This window comes from Nitrosopumilus sp. (assembly GCF_025698945.1).
GTDB lineage: Archaea > Thermoproteota > Nitrososphaeria > Nitrososphaerales > Nitrosopumilaceae > Nitrosopumilus.
Genome location: NZ_JAILWM010000001.1, coordinates 1 through 13,920 on the forward strand (window position 1 = coordinate 1; position 13,920 = coordinate 13,920).

The 13,920-nt window shown below is 34.0% G+C and carries 19 protein-coding genes, 1 tRNA gene and 1 pseudogene; 18 read left to right on the forward strand and 3 right to left on the reverse strand.

Annotated features, from left to right (window positions below):
- The 13 genes and pseudogenes from K5790_RS00005 to K5790_RS00065 all read left to right on the forward strand — a co-directional run.
- A pseudogene (locus tag K5790_RS00005) lies at positions 1–415 on the forward strand (signal recognition particle-docking protein FtsY); the annotation flags it as partial.
- Positions 412–1,326, forward strand: a complete 915-nt coding sequence (argF, locus tag K5790_RS00010; RefSeq protein ID WP_297591670.1) for an ornithine carbamoyltransferase — start codon at positions 412–414, stop codon at positions 1,324–1,326. The pseudogene K5790_RS00005 and the gene argF, both read left to right, overlap by 4 nt.
- A gap of 36 nt (positions 1,327–1,362) precedes the next feature.
- Entirely contained in the window at positions 1,363–1,845 is a 483-nt protein-coding gene (locus K5790_RS00015) for a 50S ribosomal protein L18 (protein WP_297591671.1), read from the forward strand.
- Between the two features lie 2 nt (positions 1,846–1,847).
- Complete coding sequence (locus K5790_RS00020; protein ID WP_297591672.1) at positions 1,848–2,579, forward strand: 30S ribosomal protein S5; 732 nt, start codon at positions 1,848–1,850, stop codon at positions 2,577–2,579.
- Positions 2,580–2,585: 6 nt separating this feature from the next.
- Positions 2,586–3,053 (forward strand): 50S ribosomal protein L30, encoded by a 468-nt coding sequence (locus tag K5790_RS00025; RefSeq protein ID WP_297591673.1) that lies wholly within the window; start codon positions 2,586–2,588, stop codon positions 3,051–3,053.
- Between the two features lies 1 nt (position 3,054).
- On the forward strand, positions 3,055–3,480 hold the full coding sequence (locus K5790_RS00030; RefSeq protein WP_297591674.1) for an uL15 family ribosomal protein: 426 nt from the start codon (positions 3,055–3,057) through the stop codon (positions 3,478–3,480).
- Complete coding sequence (gene secY, locus K5790_RS00035) at positions 3,473–4,903, forward strand: preprotein translocase subunit SecY (RefSeq protein WP_297591675.1); 1,431 nt, start codon at positions 3,473–3,475, stop codon at positions 4,901–4,903. Before K5790_RS00030 ends, secY begins: the two co-directional genes overlap by 8 nt.
- A complete protein-coding gene (locus K5790_RS00040; protein WP_297591676.1) occupies positions 4,881–5,468 on the forward strand; it encodes an adenylate kinase in 588 nt (195 codons plus the stop codon). The genes secY and K5790_RS00040 overlap by 23 nt, the downstream gene beginning before the upstream one ends.
- A 3-nt stretch (positions 5,469–5,471) precedes the next feature.
- The gene (locus K5790_RS00045; protein WP_297591677.1) at positions 5,472–6,095 is read left to right on the forward strand and encodes an EMC3/TMCO1 family protein; all 624 of its coding nucleotides are present in this window, start codon (positions 5,472–5,474) and stop codon (positions 6,093–6,095) included.
- Positions 6,092–6,652 (forward strand): cytidylate kinase family protein, encoded by a 561-nt coding sequence (locus K5790_RS00050; protein WP_297591678.1) that lies wholly within the window; start codon positions 6,092–6,094, stop codon positions 6,650–6,652. The genes K5790_RS00045 and K5790_RS00050 overlap by 4 nt, the downstream gene beginning before the upstream one ends.
- On the forward strand, positions 6,649–7,647 hold the full coding sequence (locus tag K5790_RS00055) for an RNA-guided pseudouridylation complex pseudouridine synthase subunit Cbf5 (RefSeq protein ID WP_297591679.1): 999 nt from the start codon (positions 6,649–6,651) through the stop codon (positions 7,645–7,647). The genes K5790_RS00050 and K5790_RS00055 overlap by 4 nt, the downstream gene beginning before the upstream one ends.
- A 27-nt stretch (positions 7,648–7,674) precedes the next feature.
- A complete protein-coding gene (locus tag K5790_RS00060; protein ID WP_297591680.1) occupies positions 7,675–8,127 on the forward strand; it encodes a hypothetical protein in 453 nt (150 codons plus the stop codon).
- Between the two features lie 66 nt (positions 8,128–8,193).
- Positions 8,194–8,294 (forward strand) — tRNA-Ser (locus K5790_RS00065).
- Between the two features lie 164 nt (positions 8,295–8,458).
- Here the strand turns inward: K5790_RS00065 and K5790_RS00070 are convergent.
- Together K5790_RS00070 and K5790_RS00075 are read right to left on the reverse strand one after the other, a co-directional pair.
- Positions 8,459–8,674: a hypothetical protein gene (locus tag K5790_RS00070; RefSeq protein ID WP_297591681.1), complete on the reverse strand. Its 216-nt coding sequence runs from the start codon at positions 8,672–8,674 to the stop codon at positions 8,459–8,461.
- Positions 8,675–8,677: 3 nt separating this feature from the next.
- Entirely contained in the window at positions 8,678–9,349 is a 672-nt protein-coding gene (locus K5790_RS00075; protein WP_297591682.1) for a TIGR00266 family protein, read from the reverse strand.
- Between the two features lie 149 nt (positions 9,350–9,498).
- Here K5790_RS00075 and K5790_RS00080 point away from each other — a divergent pair, with 149 nt between their 5' ends.
- From K5790_RS00080 to K5790_RS00090, 3 genes are all read left to right on the forward strand, one after another.
- A complete protein-coding gene (locus tag K5790_RS00080; protein WP_297591683.1) occupies positions 9,499–9,645 on the forward strand; it encodes a hypothetical protein in 147 nt (48 codons plus the stop codon).
- 258 nt (positions 9,646–9,903) lie between these two features.
- Positions 9,904–10,683: a DUF432 domain-containing protein gene (locus tag K5790_RS00085; RefSeq protein ID WP_297591684.1), complete on the forward strand. Its 780-nt coding sequence runs from the start codon at positions 9,904–9,906 to the stop codon at positions 10,681–10,683.
- Positions 10,683–11,507 (forward strand): mechanosensitive ion channel family protein, encoded by an 825-nt coding sequence (locus K5790_RS00090; RefSeq protein WP_297591685.1) that lies wholly within the window; start codon positions 10,683–10,685, stop codon positions 11,505–11,507. The genes K5790_RS00085 and K5790_RS00090 overlap by 1 nt, the downstream gene beginning before the upstream one ends.
- Positions 11,508–11,674: 167 nt before the next feature.
- On the opposite strand, the gene K5790_RS00095 is transcribed toward K5790_RS00090, so the two are convergent.
- The gene (locus K5790_RS00095) at positions 11,675–12,988 is read right to left on the reverse strand and encodes an NAD(P)/FAD-dependent oxidoreductase (protein ID WP_297591686.1); all 1,314 of its coding nucleotides are present in this window, start codon (positions 12,986–12,988) and stop codon (positions 11,675–11,677) included.
- An 81-nt stretch (positions 12,989–13,069) separates the two neighbouring features.
- Between K5790_RS00095 and K5790_RS00100 the strand changes: the two genes are divergently transcribed.
- Together K5790_RS00100 and K5790_RS00105 are read left to right on the forward strand one after the other, a co-directional pair.
- Positions 13,070–13,351 (forward strand): hypothetical protein, encoded by a 282-nt coding sequence (locus K5790_RS00100; RefSeq protein WP_297591687.1) that lies wholly within the window; start codon positions 13,070–13,072, stop codon positions 13,349–13,351.
- 26 nt (positions 13,352–13,377) lie between these two features.
- Positions 13,378–13,749 carry a ChuX/HutX family heme-like substrate-binding protein gene (locus K5790_RS00105; protein ID WP_297591688.1) on the forward strand — a complete coding sequence of 124 codons (372 nt, stop codon included), beginning with the start codon at positions 13,378–13,380 and terminating at the stop codon, positions 13,747–13,749.
- Positions 13,750–13,920 lie beyond the last annotated feature (171 nt).

A 13,920-nucleotide genomic window follows, 5' to 3' on the forward strand; every position in this document is an offset into this window, starting at 1 on the left:
ACCAGAACCAACACCAGAACCAACACCAGAACCAACACCAGAACCAACACCAGAACCAACACCAGAACCAACACCAGAACCAACACCAGAACCAACACCAGAACCAACACCAGAACCAACACCAGAACCAACACCAGAAAATTCTACAACTGATCCATTTGATGGAATTAAGGATAATGATATTGCAACATATTCTGATCTATTTGACATCCCGCCACCTGAAAATGACAATGATGCAATCAAACTTGGAAATAAAATACGTGATTGGATAAAAAATGGAAGACCTAACCCTGGAGAATCTAAGAGTAAACAAGATGATGAGACTCAGACTGAAGATGAAGAAGAGATACAAAAACATGATAAAGAAGAAAAATCTAAAAAGAAAAGAGGTCTGTTTGGATTTTTTAAGAAATGAAACTAAAAACAAAAAATTTACTCACATTGGCGGAATTATCTCCAAAGGAATTTTTGGGATTAATTGACAATGCAATTAAACTCAAAAATGAATTAAAAAAAGAAGTAGCAAAACCAATTTTAAAAAATAAAACCTTGACAATGATTTTTCAAAAGCCATCAACTCGAACACGTGTGAGTTTTGAAATTGGAATGTATCAATTAGGAGGATATTCAATAAATCTCTCATCTAATGACATGCAATTATCTCGAGGTGAATCTATAGAAGATACTGCAAAAACTCTTTCTCGATATACGGATTGTATTATGGCACGAGTATATGACCATAAATTATTGGAAAAATTATCTCAGCATGCAAGTGTACCTGTGATAAATGGACTATCTGATTCATATCATCCATGTCAAATTCTTGCTGACTTTATGACAATTAAAGAAAAGAAGGGAAAACTCAAAGGATTAAAAATTGCTTGGATAGGTGATGGGAATAATGTTTGTAATTCTATGATTTACGGTGCTTCCTTATCTGGAATTAGTATGTCTATTGCAACTCCAAAAGGATTTGAACCTGACAAAAATGTTCTAAAGGAAGCAAAAAAATCCACAAAAATTGAATTGACTTCAGATCCTTTCATTGCTGTTAAAAATGCAGATGTTGTTGTCACTGATACATATTCCTCAATTCATAACAATGATCCAAAAAGAATTAAAAAATTTCTTCCAAAGTTTCAAGTTAATTCAAAACTAATGAAAGGTGCAAAGAAAAATGCGATCTTTATGCATTGTCTTCCTGCTAAAAGAGACCAAGAAGTAACATCATCAGTAATTGATGGACCTCAATCTGTAATTTGGGATGAGGCAGAAAACCGTCTTCATTCTCAGAAAGCTTTGCTAGTTGCTCTAATTCACGGTTAACGTATATAAGAGAAGGTTCAAACTCGATTTCTGTAGATGGCCTATTCAACAATATTAAGAAGACTAAGAGAAGAAAAGACCAATTATAAAAAACGTGGAACCATGCTTACTGGTAAGCGCGATTTTATTACTGTAAATATTACTAATGAAAATACCCAAGTCCAAATTCTAACACCTGGAATGACTGGAGATAAAGTCATTTCATTTGCTCATTCTAGATCTTTAATTGATAAAGGATGGAAAGGTTCTAGAAAAAGTATTCCAGCTGCATACCTGACAGGTTATTTGGCAGGAAAAAAAGCAATTGGAAAAGGTGCTAAAGATGCTATCTTGTATACTGGTACTAGAAAATATACTCAAAGAATGGCTGCAGCATTAAAAGGTGTAATTGATGCAGGTGTTAAAGTTCCAGCTTCAGAAGAAACATTTCCTCCAACTGAAAGAATCAACGGCGAACATCTTACTGTTAAAAATGATATTTCAAAAATTAAATCAACAATTGATAGTGAGGTCAAATAGTAATGAGTCAAACTACACAAGCTAAGGGTACTCAGAGACAATCAGGACAACGAGGTAGAGGTCCACCCGTTTATGGAAGTGGTCCACCTGGTGGTGTTAAGGGTGGTAATGATCGTCCTAGAAGACCAAGAAGAGAACCGGAAGAAGAAGTCTGGATCCCAAAAACTATTTTGGGAAAGAAAGTCGCTTCAGGAGAAATCTCATCTCTCGAAGAAATTATTGAATCTGGATTAAGGATTCAAGAATCTGGAATTATTAAAAAACTACTTCCTGATTTGAAGAGTGAAGTAGTAGACGTCGGAATTATTCAAAAAATGACATCCAATGGTCAATCAACTAGATTCAAAGCTATAGTTGCTGCAGGAAATGAAAATGGTTACTTGGGAATTGGTCAAGGCAAATCAAAACAAATGCGAATTGCAATTGAAAAGGCAACAAGTCAGGCATTTCTTAATGTTAATCCAATCAAATTAGGTTGTGGAAGTTGGGAATGTAGATGTGATCAAAAACATTCTATTCCTTTCAAAGTAAGAGGGAAAGGTGGAAGTGTTACTATAGAAATTATTCCTGCTCCTCGTGGATTAGGTTTAGTTGCAGGTGGTAAGATTAAACGATTATTGGAATTAGCTGGTCTTAAAGATGCATGGACTACTGCAAAAGGTTCAACTCCTACAATGAATTCAACTTCAAAAGCAATTCTGGACTGTCTTAGACAGACATTTAGTCAAGGTTGATTGAATATGGCAAATGCATATCTCGTTGTTAGAATTAAAGGTCAGGCTGATTGTCCATATTGGGCAACTCATACCATGAATTTATTAAAATTGGATAAAAAATATCGAGCAACAATTCTTCCAGCCAAAGACAACACTTTGGGAATGCTAAAAAAAGTACAACATTATGTTACATGGATTGAACTTGATTCATCTTTGGCAAAAGAACTAATTGATAAAAAAGCAAGAAAAGGTGGATATCAAAAAATTACTCCTGATGATCTTAAAGAATTGGGTTTTTCAAGTTCTGATGAATTAGGAACTGCATTAGCAGAAGGAAAAGCAACTTTGTCAAAATTAAAACCTCTCAAACCTTGGTTTGCTTTAGCACCTCCAAGATTGGGATTTAAACGAAGTACCAAGAGACTCTATGGACAAAAAGGTGTACTTGGACATAACAAAGAACTTGATGCAATTGTACGGAGAATGATATAGAATGGCAACTAGATTAAGAAAAACTAGACGACTAAGAGGCGGACGACATATGGGATGGGGACAAGTAGGTCAACATCGCGCAAGTGGTCATAAAGGCGGTCTTGGAGTTACTGGTATGATGAAGCATCATTGGAGTACTACATTAAAAGATGAGCCAGAACATTATGGCCATGATTCAACTAAACCACCTCACCCAAATATTACAAAAAAATGGACTAGCATCCGTGATCTTGATGACTTGTTCACAAAATTCGGAAAAGAAGAAGGAGGAAAAAAGATCGTAGACCTTGAAAGCGCAGGATACGAAAAACTCCTTGGTGGCGGAAAAATTGCAAATGCATATTCCGTCAAAGTAAAACAATTTACAGCATCCGCTGAAGAGAAACTAAAATCTGTTGGGGGAGAAGTGTTATCGGATAATGGCTGAAGGTAGTCTTACTACATACATTCGAAAAATTGTTTTCAAAGCAGAACCATATCTTCCTCAAGTTCCAAAACCTAAAAAGAAAATCCCCCTCCAAACTAGACTTCTCTGGTGTGGAGTTGCATTACTTATCTACATGGTTATGGGCCAAACACCATTATTTGGTGCAACTGCACCTCAATTTGATTTTCTAGCATTTGCTAGAGTTATTTTTGCATCCCAACAAGGAACCCTTGTTGAATTAGGGATTGGGCCGATTGTAACAGCTGGTCTCTTGATGCAATTGCTTAGGGGTTCGGACATTTTGAAATTTGACTTTAAAAAACCTGAAGAGAGAGGAATCTTTCAGACTGCAACTAAACTTGTAACGTATGTTGTAATTGTAGCTGAATCCATTGTATATGCAGGTGCAGTATATGGTCCTGGAGTTTCAGAGCCGCACTTTCTGTATGTGATGATAGGGCAGCTAATGGCCGCGTCTGTTATTATCATGTTCTTAGACGAATTAATCCAGAAAGGTTGGGGAATTGGAAGTGGAATTAGTCTGTTTATCATGGCAGGTGTTGCACAACAGATTCTATGGAGCTTGTTTAGTCCGTTACCTGCAGGAGATGGAGGGACAATTGGAATTATTCCTTACATTGGACAATCAATTATGGGTGGTGACTTGTCAAATGTATTTTTCCGCTCAAATCAACTTCCGAGCATCTTTGGGATATTCTTAACAGCTGGAATTTTGCTGATACTTGTGTTTACACAAGGAATGAAAATTGAGATTCCAATAGTATCCACCAAATACAGAGGATTCTCTGCAGTTTATCCTATCAAACTAATGTATGTCTCTAACATTCCTGTCATCTTAGCATCAGCACTGACTGCTAATGCTGTTTTCATCTTCCAAATGCTTTGGGCAAACATGAACCCGCGAAATAATAACTTCTTTATGAATTTTATAGCGCAATTTGATCCTACAAGCCCTTCAACTCCAATTGGTGGTCTAATTTACTACATTACACCTCCAAGAGGATTAGATGTTGCAGCTTTGGATCCAATGCGTGCTGTGGGATATGTTTTGTTTATGGTGGGAATAGTAGTTGTATTTGGTAGATTGTGGGTAGAGCTTGGTGGATTGTCTCCAAAGAGCGCAGCTCAAAATTTGCTTGATGCAGATGTACAAATCCCTGGATTTAGAAGATCAAATGCTCCAGTTGAAGCATTACTAAACAAGTACATTCCCTCTGTCACTATTATTGGCTCAATGATCTTGGGTCTATTAGCAGGTGTTTCAGATGTACTTGGTGTATTTGGTTCTGGAATTGGAATTTTGCTTATGGTTGATATCTTGATTAACTATTATACGCAACTAGTACGAGAACAAGTAGAGGTAGTCATGCCGCGATTGGGTGCATTGCTTGGCAGAAAATAAGAAAATAGTGATGATAGGAATTGCTGGTGTTGGAAAGACCACATTATTGTCAAAAATTGTTGAAATTCTAAAAAACAACAATAAAAGTGTCAAGGTGATTAGCTATGGTACATTGATGTTTGATGTTGCCAAAGAAAATGGATTGCAAGATAGGGATGAACTACGAAAATTACCAGTGTCTGAACAACAAAGTCTTCAAAAAATTGTTGCTGAAAAAATTGCTTCTCAAAATGAACAAATTGTAATTATTGATACTCATGCATTTATCAATTCTCCTGAAGGCTATTATCCTGGATTACCAGAACATGTTTTGAAAATTCTCAAGCCATCAAACTTTATTTCTGTTTCGGCAAAGCCTGAAGAAATTTACAACAGACGAATGAAAGATGATACTCGAAATAGAGATAAAATTACTATAGAAAATATCAAAAAAGAATTAGATGTTCAATCTGGAATGATTTCTGCATGTGCTGTAATTACTGGCTCTCCAGTCAAGCATATTCTAAATGGTGAGGGAAAGATTGATGAAGCAGCTGCTAAACTAATAAAATCAATAGGACTGTAAAAAATGGATTTTAACTTTATTCTACTCTTTATTGATTCAATTTCTCTTCAATTTGATTTTCTTGGTGGAGAATCAAGACATCTTGGAAGCGATGATCCTATTGTACAAGGGTTAATACTCTCAATGTTTGCAGTATCTGGATTTGGAATTATTCTTAATGTGTTTAATGCAGCAGTTAGAAAAAAGATGGTTGATCAGACCAAACTGAAAAGAATTATGAAAGAAACAAGAGCTTGGCAAAAAGAAAGAATGGCTGCAATGAGATCAAAAGACCAGGCAAAAATTAACGAGTTGAGCAAAAAATCATCTTACATGAACAAAATGTCCATGGAGATGATGCAGATGAATATGAGACCTATGATGATTACCTTTGTTCCTTTGATTTTGATATTTTATCTAGTATTGCCGCAATTATTCTCATACACTGTTGCATTATCTCCTATTCCTCTAAATGTAATTCCTGGTGATTTCTTCCAATTAACATGCACTGCAGAACAAGCAGCTAATTTAGAAGATATTTGTCCTAAAGAAAATGCACTATATCTCTGGGCGTGGTATTTTCTATCATCCATTGCATTTAGTGGCATTATTATGAAACTAACTAAAACATCAATGGATCTCAGTTGAAAAAATCCATTGTAATTTCTGGCCCTCCAGCAGTAGGAAAAACCACTGTTGCCAAAGGTCTAGCAGAAGAATTTCACTTACAATATCTTAGTGGTGGAGATGTTCTAAAAGAGATGGCAAAAGAGCAAGGATTTGATTCCGATGGAGATGATTGGTGGGATACTGAAGATGGTATGAAATTTCTAAAGCAGAGAGAAGAGAACTCTGAATTTGATAAAAAATTAGATGATAAACTCATTGCATTGTTTAATCAAGGTGGGATGGTAATCACCAGTTATACTCTACCTTGGCTAGTAGATAATGGAATTAAAATTTGGTTGCAGGGTTCACATGCAAGCAGTACAAAGAGAATGCAAACACGTGATAACATGAGCTCTGAGGAAGCTTATGAAATTACAAAAAAACGATTTGATAGAAACAAAGCACTCTACAAGAAACTATACAATTTTAATTTTGGTGATGATACATCTGTTTTTGATTTAATAATTAACACTGATCATCTCACTGCCCAACAAGTCATAGATGTAACAAAAGAAACTGTAAGGAAATTGCAATGACTCTAAAACAATTAGAAAATTTAATTGAAATTGATCAAGATATAACTGATGATGTATACGGTACCTATTATGATAAAAGAACTATAGAGCAACTACTAAACTATGGAATTATCATTTTAGACAAACCTCCTGGTCCTACAAGTCATGAAGCAGTTGCATGGGCAAAACGAATTTTAAAATTACCTAAAATTGGACACAGTGGAACACTTGATCCTCAAGTATCTGGAGTTTTACCATTGGGATTGGGTGAGGCAACAAAAGCACTTGGTGTTTTATTATTTGGACCAAAGGAATACCATGCCCTGGGAAGGGTTCATTCTCTTCCATCAAAAGAAAAACTACATGAAGTAATTGATATGTTTAGAGGTGAGATTTTCCAAAAACCTCCACAACGCTCAGCAGTAGTTAGACAAACTAGGAGCAGAATTATCTATGAATTGGAAGTATTGGAGCAAAAAGAAAGACTGCTCTTAATGAGAGTGTTATGTGAGGCTGGAACATACATTCGAAAATTATACTATGATATTGGAGAAATTTTGGGGCCTGGTGCTACCATGATTGAGCTAAGGCGAACCAGAGTTGATCAATTTTATGAAACAGACGGATTAGTTACTTTGCATGAATTGGCAGATGCATATGCTCTCTGGGAGGAGAAAAAAGATGACACAAAACTCATGAAGATGATAAAACCTGTTGAATATGCACTAAGTGAATTAAAATCAGTTGTAATTCGTGATTCTGCAATTGATGCAATGTGTCATGGTGCACAACTTGCCATTCCTGGAATACTCAAGATATCTCCTAATCTGAAAAAGGGTGATTTTGTTGCAGTTTATACTCAGAAAGGAGAAGCAGTGGCACTTGCAGAAGCTACAATGACTGAAGAAGAGATACGAGATGCAACAAAGGGATATGCATTTGAAACTAGACGAATCATTATGGCTCCTAACACATATCCAAAAAAATGGAGAAGCAAGCCAACTCCAAAGGATTAAAAAATCATGGTAATCTTTTAGAAGAAATTGTTAGCAAAAAGTTTAGTAGTTTTTATTACAATCGGTGTTATTTCAGGACTTGGACTAGGTGTTTATTTGATTGATTTGAAAAATACTAGTCAACTTGAATTCGTTGATGGTCCGTCAATTTCAGTAGTTACTGAAAAGACTGATTTTAAGCGGGGAGAAGAAATCATAATTAGAATAGTTAATTCTGGTACAACTCCTTTGATATTTTCTGATTCATCCTATGGATTGAGAATTACTGGTCTGTCTGGAATCTTAATGTATTCTCCATGGGTTTCTGCAGAAGAAATAAATCCAATTTTGGAACCACGTAGTGAAATAGAATTTTCATGGAATCAAATAAAAAACGATGGCGATTCAGTTCTTGAAGGTCTATACAAAATATCTGCAAAAGGTATGGATTCTCAAGGAAACAAAATTGAGAAATCAACTACTGTGACAATCTGGAAGTAATTTTGAATTTTTCAAAGTACATAATATATAATCAAATTTGTTCAATTCATTTGTCGCAAGACTTGTGCCGGGGTCGCCTAGCCTGGTAGGGCGCGCGCCTGGAAATAATTAACCATAAAGCGCGTTCTCGCAAGGGAACGGGAGTTCAAATCTCCCTCCCGGCGCCATAATTTCTGATAATCTATCGACATGTTGTTTTTAAGGATTTGAAGTTCTTGTATTGTTGATATGTTACTATGCATGAGTGAACCTCCTCGTTTTTGAATGCATGTCTAATTTTAAAAGGCCTAATGTGAAAAGTTTTTTTATATTATTTAGTATTTTCTGAAAATCAAATTTTTAATTTTCCAGATTCTAGACCCTCTTTAATAATTATAATTAATTCTTCAACTGTGCATTCTCTTAATGACTTGGGCAAAGAATCGATTTCAAATGATTCTAACTTATGCAATTTTTTTCTAACAAGCATTTTTACAATGCCTGGAACATCCTTTTCTATTTTTAAACCTAGATGATTTAAGATTTCATCAGTTTCTTTTTGATTCATTATTTAATTCCTTTTTGGTAAAAATGGAATTAATGCTCTCACAAACTCCATAATGTTTTTTGTTTGAATGTAAACTGTTCCTGGACCTATGATTTCTATAACAAGTGCTTCTCCACCAAACAAAGTGTTCTTGAAATTGCCATGTTTTGTTACTCTGTAATCTGCAGTGACACTTAGTGCAACAAGTTGATAGTTATCTAAAATCATTTTTTCTCCTGGTTCAAGTTTTTTCTTTATAATTCCACCCCATCCGTTGACAAATATTTTTCCTGTTCCTATTGTCCTTAACATGAAAAGATTACTTCCAAAGATTCCTTTAGTAAATCCCTGCCACTGTGTATCTAGTGTTAAATCAGTAGTTGAACCAACAAAGGCCCCTGACTGAACAATAAATTCTTCATTAACTTCAAGTACTTCTATATCTCCTAGCATATTTCCTGTAATTCCTAACTTACAATTGTCTTCTTGTGCGATGAACTCATTTACAAAAAAAGATTCTCCACCTAATGCTGCAGCTTTGAATGATTTGAAGAATCCTCCTTTCCTCATCCGTGTTTCAGTCAGGATGTTGCCCTTGATGAAAACCATTGCTGCAGCTTCAGCTGTAATTTTCTCCCCTCTGTTTAATGTAAATTCAATTAGTCCCATTGGGTTTTTTACTATTTCATATTCCATGATAAATCCCTCTTTTAGAAATTTATAAAATGATCAATGATTTTTCCAAAAAACCCTATTGATTAACTTATTTATCAAATTAAATACTCTAAAATAGCATGCCACAAATCAGCGGGCATTAACATATAATTCACAATCCAACCTATACCATGCAAATAATACAATACAAATTTGATAAATCAAGCCAATCCCTAATTGATAGTGAGGCCAAAAACCCTCTCTTAGTTACCGCAGCCGACATGATTGGATTGTCTTGGATCTTCAAAGACCAAGACGTACTTGAGGAATTCAATTAGAATACTTGATCAATAAGAACGGAAATAATCATGAATGTTGTAGTTCAATCATAGTGTTTCAGAACTTGATGTTTGATTAACAACTGTTCAAAAACGAACAATACATGATATCCAACTATTTTCTGTTGTGTTATCTGATGGAAAAATAATCTATACATCAGTAATAATGTTGGAAATGTAATGAGTTGCAGTATTTTTCAAATTTTTAACCAATTCCTTAATATTTCATAAAAAATCACTCTTCATTTGAGTGCACATATGAATACAATCACTACAAATGATAAGGAATATTCAGGATATGGAGAATTTTCAATCTCTGATAAATTAGAATTAAGATTACCTAGAACTGAAATTTATATTGAAAAAAAGCCTGATAATCGATTTTCATATTACAGAAAAAATTCTCAAAATCAAGAAATTAGAAAATCAATTCCAAAATCAAATGGAAATATCAAAATTGAGATGTGTCCAATTCTCCCTCTTAATCTTCCTGCAAAAAAAACTAATGACTTGATTTTTCTTCGATTGGCAGAATCCATTTTTGTAGAAAAACACTCCACGATAAACTTTCTAATTCAATTTCCGATAGAAATTGGAATATACATAATCAATCAAAGTGATGGAACAAAAGATCTCTTTGATTGTTTCACGTGTGAGCCTATGCACTCAAGATTTGCCTTGTATGGTACGCCTGAAAAGGGAAATCTTTGCATGTACTCCAAAGTAAAACTATTAGAAAAAGATGAATTCTATCCATATACATTTGCCAAAATGAGGGTGTTTATTACTAATGAACTAAATTCTGGAATTTTAATAGGGAAATTAGTTTTTCCTATTACTGATTTTAACATCTATTATTTGAATGGCTCTTCTGAGGTTCATATTGATGATGTAACTGGAAATGTAAAACACATCTCAGGAGAAGATGTAATTGATATATCTAGAAATGAATTTGACAAAAAAAATGGTGATTGGAAGCTTGTTTCGTATTCTTCTAAAGAAAAAGTCAACTTTGTAATGGATAGGGGGTTTGACTAATGGCTTTTGAAATTCTAGATATGCAACTTATGGAAGGAGTTACAGTTTGGAGTTTGTTAATTACTGGACTTTTAATGGTGGTTGGAGTAATTGTTGCAAGAATAATCCGAATGATCTTTAACAAAAAATTTGCACCAAGTATGCCTATTCACACAGTAAAAACACTCAACAAATTAATCTACTATGGAATTATCATCGCATTTCTTTTAGCTGCCACTGCAAGTCAAGGAATTGATTTAGGTGGTTTGGTAGTAGGTGCTGGATTTATGGGAATTGTAATTGGATTTGCAGCCCAATCTGTAGTATCTAACATGATCTCAGGTGTCTTTTTACTAATTGAAAAACCCGTTAGACAAGGAGATAATGTTGAAATTGTTGATTCAGGTGTAACTGGAAAATTAATTGATATTAGTACATTCTCATCAAAGATACAACAATTTGATGGAACAGTAGTTAGAATTCCAAATGAAAAGATGTTTACATCAAATCTCCGCTCCTTTATACTCTCTGAGGTTAGAAGAAGTGATGTTTCAGTAGGAATTGGATATGGAGAGGACATTGATAAGGCAATCAAAGTTATTAAAACTGCAATAGAGAACAACGTTGAATTTGCTTTAATGGAGCCAGCTCCTCAATTTTGGATTTCAGAACTTGCAGATAACAGTGTAAATATCTTGGTTAGAGTTTGGCATCCACGTGATGATTTAATTGAAGTCGTACCAAATTTACTCAAAGTAATTAAAAATGCCCTAGATGCTGAAGGTATTGAAATCCCATTCCCTCAAAGAGTTGTATGGCAAGGAAAAGCTGAAAATAATGCATGACTTTGAACAAAGAAATTACATCTAGATCGATACTAATTTCAACTTACATCTTAATGCCCTAGAGCAATAATTTGCATTATTGGATTGTAAAAAAGGATTTGTTCACAATTTTGCCTATTTTTTAATCTTAGATAAGAGAAAATGCATCAATTGTGGAATGGATGAACCTATCTGACTGAAATTTTTTCAATAATGTCTGAAAATTTCCATGGTCCACACTGTGCATCTGACTCATCATATTCTAAAAACCCTAATTCTCTTAGGTGATTGACAATGTGGGCTGAAAATGGTAATGCTCCAGTAGCTCCTGGAGAATTGTAATTTAGAATGTGAAAAGAGTTTTCACTATCCATTAATATTACATCTGGAACAAATTTTCCATTTTCATCAATTACTGAGGATCTAATGCCTGCAGTTCCTTTTTCGGTAATCTTATCTGCATTAATTTTTGGCAAAAATCTTTTTACCCTGTCAATCATTACAGACTTTGACATTGAAGACTGTATTTCACTGAATGCTAATTCCTGAAATTGCTTATCAAATATTGCTTTTCTTGCGCCAGAGCCTAACATCTCTAACATTTTTGGAATAAACTCCTTGATGTTTTCTACTTTATTGTATCCATATGGACTAAAAACAGGAACTGCATTAGGTCCAATCTCGCATTTACCATCAACTCGAATAATCCAATGAGGGTCCAAAAATGGATAGTCTTGATATTCGGGAACTGAATATACGCTTGTTTTAGTTAAGTGGTGATATTCTTGTGGTGCTTTCCAGTACTCTCCTCTAAAATGAACATCTGTTAATTTTTGTGCAACATTCAAAGTATGAGCAATATCCATTGCTTCTCCTCCTGCTGCATTAATCAAAAAATTTGAATTTATTTTATGTTCATCATTTAATATAATTGTCCACTTGTCCTTTTCTTTTTTAATTTTGGTTACTTTGTTATCTAAAAGAAATTTAATTCCATTCTCTTTACTATCTTTCATTACTGCTTTGGTGTATTCTGAATAATCTGCAGAGCCATCTCTGTGAACATTTAGTGCTGCCTCGCATTTTATTTCTGGTTCTATTTTTTTTAACTCTTCTTTGCTTAACAATTCAATGTCTTTCTCTTCTAATCCATTTTGTTTTCCCCATTTGAGATATTTTTCAAGAACTTTGATTCCTTTACTATCAAGTGCCACTTCTAAAACTCCATCCTTTTTAAATGGCAATTTTTGTAATTTTGCATATTCTTCCCACATACCATATCCATGAAAAGCAGCTTTTGCAAACAATTTCTTCTTCTCAGGATTGTATAGGTAAGGTGCATGGATTTTTCCAGTATTTCTTCCACTGGTATGAAACGCAACATTATGTGCTTGCTCGATTACTGCAATCTTTTTTGATTTATTTAGAAATGATAGGAAATATGAAATAGATGTCCCAAGTATTCCTCCACCAATAATTACAATATCGAAATTATGAGTCATTTGTTATACTTGACTTTGGTTGATATTAAATTGAATATGTAACAATCAAGATTAATATCTAATGTGACTTGAATTTCTGTAATGCTGCCTGATCAGTGCTCTGTAATGGAAGATGGTAAACAATGTGTTAATCCTCCAGAGTTTATAGTTTCAATTGTAGCAGACAAGGATGAATATATGGTAGGTGTTACTTGTGAAAAACATAAGCAAATAGTCTCAGGAAAAATTGGTATTCTTCAAAATGAGGGAAAAATTCATGAAGGAAAAATCAGTTTTTCACCTGTAAAAGCAGTTGGAACTGATTGTATTCATGGTGATGCTGATGATTTTGTCCAAATAGACATGAATAGATCTAAAAATTGAAATAATTTTGTATTTACTACTAGTTATTGCTTTTAGAATTGTTATCTGATCTAGTAAAAATTCCTGATATTTTGTTTATTGTCAAAAATCAGGGAGCGACAAGTGAGGTCAGAAGTCCTCTTAGTATTAAACAGAAAGAAAAATGGATTACTATTGGAGATAATGATGGACCTGCACACATGCATGTTGATACTGAATTAATAAGATCTGCAGAGTTTGTCGAAGAAGAAAAACCAGAACGCACTAGCTTTAGTGTACGATTTTTCAATGAAAAAAATGAAAGGGTTTTAGCTGCATTTTTTACAAAAATGTATGATGAGAATAAAACTCTAATTTCACAAAGAAAAAATATTTACGATAAATTGAATGAAAAATTTTCTTCTGCAATTAAATTTTAAAAAAAACCTTGTCTGAAAAAGACAAGGAGAAAAAATGTTATTGTTGTAATTCTTTCTTCTTCTTTTCTTTTTCAGATTGTACTTTAGCTAATTCTAATTCTTCATTTGTATGTTTGAATTTTTTCAATCTAATTTTAGATTATGATTTAGATATAAAAACTGCACATTTTT

What these genes read in the sequence shown, in the direction of transcription:
- K5790_RS00025 (WP_297591673.1), top strand. Translation starts at nt 2,586, where the DNA reads ATGGCAAATGCATATCTCGTTGTTAGAATTAAAGGTCAGGCTGATTGT.
- K5790_RS00085 (WP_297591684.1), top strand. Translation starts at nt 9,904, where the DNA reads ATGAATACAATCACTACAAATGATAAGGAATATTCAGGATATGGAGAA.
- K5790_RS00020 (WP_297591672.1), top strand. Translation starts at nt 1,848, where the DNA reads ATGAGTCAAACTACACAAGCTAAGGGTACTCAGAGACAATCAGGACAA.
- K5790_RS00015 (WP_297591671.1), top strand. Translation starts at nt 1,363, where the DNA reads ATGGCCTATTCAACAATATTAAGAAGACTAAGAGAAGAAAAGACCAAT.
- secY (WP_297591675.1), top strand. Translation starts at nt 3,473, where the DNA reads ATGGCTGAAGGTAGTCTTACTACATACATTCGAAAAATTGTTTTCAAA.
- K5790_RS00045 (WP_297591677.1), top strand. Translation starts at nt 5,472, where the DNA reads ATGGATTTTAACTTTATTCTACTCTTTATTGATTCAATTTCTCTTCAA.
- K5790_RS00030 (WP_297591674.1), top strand. Translation starts at nt 3,055, where the DNA reads ATGGCAACTAGATTAAGAAAAACTAGACGACTAAGAGGCGGACGACAT.
- argF (WP_297591670.1), top strand. Translation starts at nt 412, where the DNA reads ATGAAACTAAAAACAAAAAATTTACTCACATTGGCGGAATTATCTCCA.
- K5790_RS00100 (WP_297591687.1), top strand. Translation starts at nt 13,070, where the DNA reads ATGCTGCCTGATCAGTGCTCTGTAATGGAAGATGGTAAACAATGTGTT.
- K5790_RS00080 (WP_297591683.1), top strand. Translation starts at nt 9,499, where the DNA reads ATGCAAATAATACAATACAAATTTGATAAATCAAGCCAATCCCTAATT.
- K5790_RS00070 (WP_297591681.1), bottom strand. Translation starts at nt 8,674, where the DNA reads ATGAATCAAAAAGAAACTGATGAAATCTTAAATCATCTAGGTTTAAAA.
- K5790_RS00075 (WP_297591682.1), bottom strand. Translation starts at nt 9,349, where the DNA reads ATGGAATATGAAATAGTAAAAAACCCAATGGGACTAATTGAATTTACA.
- K5790_RS00095 (WP_297591686.1), bottom strand. Translation starts at nt 12,988, where the DNA reads ATGACTCATAATTTCGATATTGTAATTATTGGTGGAGGAATACTTGGG.
- K5790_RS00090 (WP_297591685.1), top strand. Translation starts at nt 10,683, where the DNA reads ATGGCTTTTGAAATTCTAGATATGCAACTTATGGAAGGAGTTACAGTT.
- K5790_RS00055 (WP_297591679.1), top strand. Translation starts at nt 6,649, where the DNA reads ATGACTCTAAAACAATTAGAAAATTTAATTGAAATTGATCAAGATATA.